Origin of the sequence: Vibrio sp. V19_P1S1T109 (assembly GCF_002241375.1) — a bacterium.
GTDB lineage: Bacteria > Pseudomonadota > Gammaproteobacteria > Enterobacterales > Vibrionaceae > Vibrio > Vibrio anguillarum.
The window spans coordinates 1-4,269 of the sequence record NZ_NDIM01000092.1; the positions used below are offsets into that span (position 1 = coordinate 1).

At 45.5% G+C, this 4,269-nt stretch carries 4 protein-coding genes; all 4 read right to left on the reverse strand.

Annotated features, from left to right (window positions below; all coding sequences use genetic code 11):
* A partial coding sequence (locus tag B9J87_RS04365; protein WP_141201536.1) for an IS4 family transposase occupies positions 1 to 548 on the reverse strand: 548 nt, incomplete at its 3' end.
* 136 nt (positions 549 to 684) lie between these two features.
* Positions 685 to 1,455 (reverse strand): ABC transporter permease, encoded by a 771-nt coding sequence (locus tag B9J87_RS04370; RefSeq protein WP_010319547.1) that lies wholly within the window; start codon positions 1,453 to 1,455, stop codon positions 685 to 687.
* Between the two features lie 5 nt (positions 1,456 to 1,460).
* Complete coding sequence (locus tag B9J87_RS04375; RefSeq protein WP_026027559.1) at positions 1,461 to 2,381, reverse strand: ABC transporter ATP-binding protein; 921 nt, start codon at positions 2,379 to 2,381, stop codon at positions 1,461 to 1,463.
* Between the two features lie 141 nt (positions 2,382 to 2,522).
* The gene (locus B9J87_RS04380; RefSeq protein WP_094124037.1) at positions 2,523 to 4,190 is read right to left on the reverse strand and encodes a SulP family inorganic anion transporter; all 1,668 of its coding nucleotides are present in this window, start codon (positions 4,188 to 4,190) and stop codon (positions 2,523 to 2,525) included.
* Positions 4,191 to 4,269: the final 79 nt, after the last annotated feature.

The following is a 4,269-nucleotide window of genomic DNA, read 5'->3' on the forward strand; positions in this document are numbered from 1 at the left end:
TCGCCAAGTCGCTCTGCGACATGGCGAGAAGCTTGCTCCCATTTATAGCTTTCTTTCTCTTTGTATGGTCGAGTGGCGTACTGGTGTCCTTGTCCACGCTTTTCAATATCTCGAGTCCAGCGTTGTTGTTCAATTAAGCCAACAACCACTTGAGTTTCGGGAGCAAAAAGTAAGGTCGAGTGTATGAACATAGCTCGATTTCGATTGCCTTGATTGGAGTGTCCAAGTTCATCTTGTATGCTGCGATGGGAGTAGCTTAGAGAAGTCGTATCTTCTAATGCAAGAAGTGTTTGTTGTTCTAAAGCCTCTTGCGCTGTGACATAAAAGCCCGCTTCAGCGATATCTTCTGCTTTGATTTGCTCATTACGGATAAAGCGGTAAGCCCCTTCCATATCTGCAGGGGAGATGATGAGTTTCGAGACCGGTACGCCAGGTTGCTCGGCCAAAGAGGCTGCTAGGGCAACGAGTCTTTGAGTACGTCTTGGGTCATTGAGGTGAGCTTGACCAAATTGCTTTTGTGCCCAGAGGGTTGGTTCTATATAAGTCATTCTAATCATCCTTGTTATTGCTTAGATGATCAGATCATGAAACATAAAATTAGTTCAAAAAAATCCCCAAGCAGAGGCTTGGGGATTTGTGTATAAGAGACAGCTCCTAGCCTCCCCCTAAAAGGGGGAGGCTCTATTAAGTCCTTAACCCAATACCACGCGAAACCAGATAATGCGCAACCCCATACAGGGCCACTACAAAAATACCAAGCACACTGAACGAGGTAACAATTCCCACATCCGACACACCAAGAAAACCGTAACGGAAGGCATTAACCATGTAGACGATTGGGTTGATTTTCGATACCGCTTGCCAAAAGTCAGGCAATAGGCTGATCGAATAAAATACCCCACCCAAGTAGGTTAATGGGGTCAATACAAAGGTAGGAATAATCGAAATGTCATCAAAGGTTTTAGCAAAAATGGCGTTAATCATGCCGCCTAAAGCGAACACAACAGAGGTGAGAAAAACCGTCGCCGCAATAATCCCCCAATGATCGACCTTGAGATCAACAAAGAACAGCGACACAAGGGTCACTATCGTACCCACCAGCAAGCCACGCACTACCCCGCCCATCACAAATCCGGCGATAATGACGTAGTTAGGTACAGGTGCAACTAACAACTCTTCGATGTTTTTCTGAAACTTCGCACTAAAGAAAGAAGAGGCGACGTTCGAGTATGAGTTAGTGATCACCGACATCATGATTAAGCCCGGGACAATATATTCCATATAGCTAAAGCCGTTCATCTGGCCAATACGCGAACCAATTAGGTTGCCAAAAATAATGAAATAGAGCGTCATGGTGATGGCTGGCGGTACTAAGGTTTGCACCCAAATACGCGTAAAACGGTTAATTTCTTTAGTCAGTAAACTGCAAAAAGCCGTCCAATATAAACGATACATCATGATTATCCTCGGCTTTGCTGTTGAACAATGCTGACAAACAGCTCTTCAAGGCGGTTCGCTTTGTTGCGCATCGAAAGCACCGTAATTCCCTGTTCTGTTAACTGTGAAAAGACTGAATTTAGCCCTTTCGTTTTCTCCAACTCAATTTGTAACGAACCGTTGAGCATGGTCTGCGAGATCACACCACTGAGTTGTGGCGCTGGCGGAGAATTCTCTGCGATATCTAAAATAAAGGTTTCGAGCTGTAATTTGGCCAGTAAATCCTTCATCGAGGTATTTTCAATAAGCTCACCTCGGTTAATAATGCCGATATTGCGGCACAGCATCTCCGCTTCTTCTAAATAGTGCGTAGTTAAGATAATGGTGATCCCTTGCGCGTTAATTTCGGTTAAGAACTCCCACATCGAACGGCGCAGTTCAATATCCACCCCGGCGGTGGGTTCATCTAAAATCAACAACTTAGGCTCATGCATTAAGGCTCGAGCAATCATCAAACGGCGTTTCATACCACCAGAAAGATTACGTGCTCGCTCTTTACGTTTTTCCCACAAATCGAGTTTTGAGAGGTACTTCTCTGCCCTCTCTTTCGCTAACGCTTTCGTCACGCCGTAATACCCAGCTTGCTGCAGCACTATTTGCTCAACCGTTTCAAACTGGTTGAAGTTGAACTCCTGCGGCACTAAACCAATGTGTTGTTTGGCAAGCTCAAGATCTTTATCAATATCAAAACCAAACACTTTAACGGTGCCAGAGGTTTTATTGACCAGCGAAGAGATAATGCCAATGGTGGTTGATTTCCCGGCTCCATTGGGCCCAAGCAGTGCGTAAAAATCGCCTTTTTCAACCTGTAAACTCACCCCTTTTAGGGCCTCAAACCCACCAGCGTAAGTTTTTCGTAATTGTTCTATTTCTAATGCGTACATTCCACGGATCACTCTTTGTGATGTTAACCTATCCAATGTGCTGCTAAGGCTCGCGTTTTTCAACCCAATATTAGAAATTGATAAAATAAAAAAACGCAGATCCAGCGATCTGCGTAATTCATTCTTGCACAACCTTAACGCTTAACGATTTTGGGCTACCTGCTTAACCGCAGCATTGAGCGCTTCATAACGAAACGAAAAAGTCTGCTCGGTTGGCACCAAATCCAAAATATGAAACTTTTCCAGTTGCTGTTTGGTGTGCACATTTGGGCAAAGTAAGTAGACCGCGCAGTGGGCATCTAAGGCATCATTAATCGCGTTTTCTAAAGCAAGCCCAACCGTCACATCAATCATAGGTACATCAGTAAGATCTAAAATCATCGCTTCATAGTCACTAATGTGATTATGCTGGCGAGCGATCGCTTTAGATACACTAAAAATCATCGGCCCTGAGAGATAAAAAAACAGCACCTTACCATTGGCTTGATCCAATAAAGCTCGTTCGCTGTCAGTCAATGGCACATCGTTTTCATCAGCATCACTAATGGCTTTCACTTGGCGAGCTTGCTCGCGGCTCAAGCGTTCTATGATCAAAATATTTGAGATAAAAACGCCCAAACCAACCGCAACAATCAAATCGACAAAGACAGTTAACAGCATCACGCCATACATGATGGCCATCCCCTGCACACTCACTTTATGCGCGCGTTGGATAAAGCTCCAATCAAGAATATTGAAACCAACATACACCGCAATCCCTGCCAATACCGCCATTGGAATCGGTTCGGTTAAGCCTCCCGCCACCAACACCACTAAGGCTAATACTAAAGCACGAACTACACCCGACAGAGGAGAACGCGCGCCGACCTGAATATTGGTCACCGTACCCATGGTTGCGCCAGCACCCGGCAACGCCCCAAATAGCCCTGCTATCATATTGGCGAGCCCTTGCCCTCGCAGTTCTTTATCGGAATCATGCTCTTTACGCGTTAGAGAATCGCCAATTACCGCGGTGAGCAACGTATCAATGCAGCCAAGCGTACCGAGTACTAAAGCGTCAATCACCATGGTGGTGAACATCTCGGCATTAAAGGTTGGGATAACAAAAGAGGGTAAGCCTGCGGGTATCACACCAATACGGCGGATCTCATCGCTATCAAATAACAGTACTGAAATAAGCGTCACCCCAACTAACGCAATCAACTGAACGGGCACTTGTTTGCGATATTGAGCCGGGAGAAAAAATAAAATGCCTAAGGTTAACAAACCAAGAAAGAGCTCACTGAACTTCATCTGGCTAATGATCTCGGGCAACGCGGTTAACGTTCCCATCACTCCCCCAGCGGGAGCCGCCTGACCAAGCAGCGGTGACAACTGCAGGATAATCAAAATCACCCCAATTCCTGACATAAAGCCAGAGATCACGCTATAGGGCATTAAGGTGATGTATTTCCCGAGTTTTAAAGTGCCAAGTACAATCTGAAAAGCGCCTGCCATCATGACAACCGTGAAGCTAACTGCAAGCCCCGTTTCAGGGTAACGCGCCACCATGCTGGTTAAAATGGCCGTCATAATGACCGTCATTGGCCCTGTAGGTTCAGAAATTAATGTAGATGAACCACCAAACAAGGCAGCAAACAGCCCCACCAATATTGCTCCCCAAAGCCCTGCTTCTGCCCCCGCACCAGACGCCACACCAAAAGCCAAGGCAAGTGGCAGTGAAATAATCGCGGTCGTGACGCCACCAAAGACGTCACCTTTTAGGTCGATATCGGCAAAACGGCCTCTAAACACAATGCTTTTCCTCATACTCAAAATAGGTTGTCTCACTCTAACAAATCATCATTCTAATAATTAACCATTATTTTACATATGATTGATTCTCTGT

What these genes read in the sequence shown, in the direction of transcription:
- B9J87_RS04380 (WP_094124037.1), bottom strand. Translation starts at nt 4,190, where the DNA reads ATGAGGAAAAGCATTGTGTTTAGAGGCCGTTTTGCCGATATCGACCTA.
- B9J87_RS04370 (WP_010319547.1), bottom strand. Translation starts at nt 1,455, where the DNA reads ATGTATCGTTTATATTGGACGGCTTTTTGCAGTTTACTGACTAAAGAA.
- B9J87_RS04375 (WP_026027559.1), bottom strand. Translation starts at nt 2,381, where the DNA reads ATGTACGCATTAGAAATAGAACAATTACGAAAAACTTACGCTGGTGGG.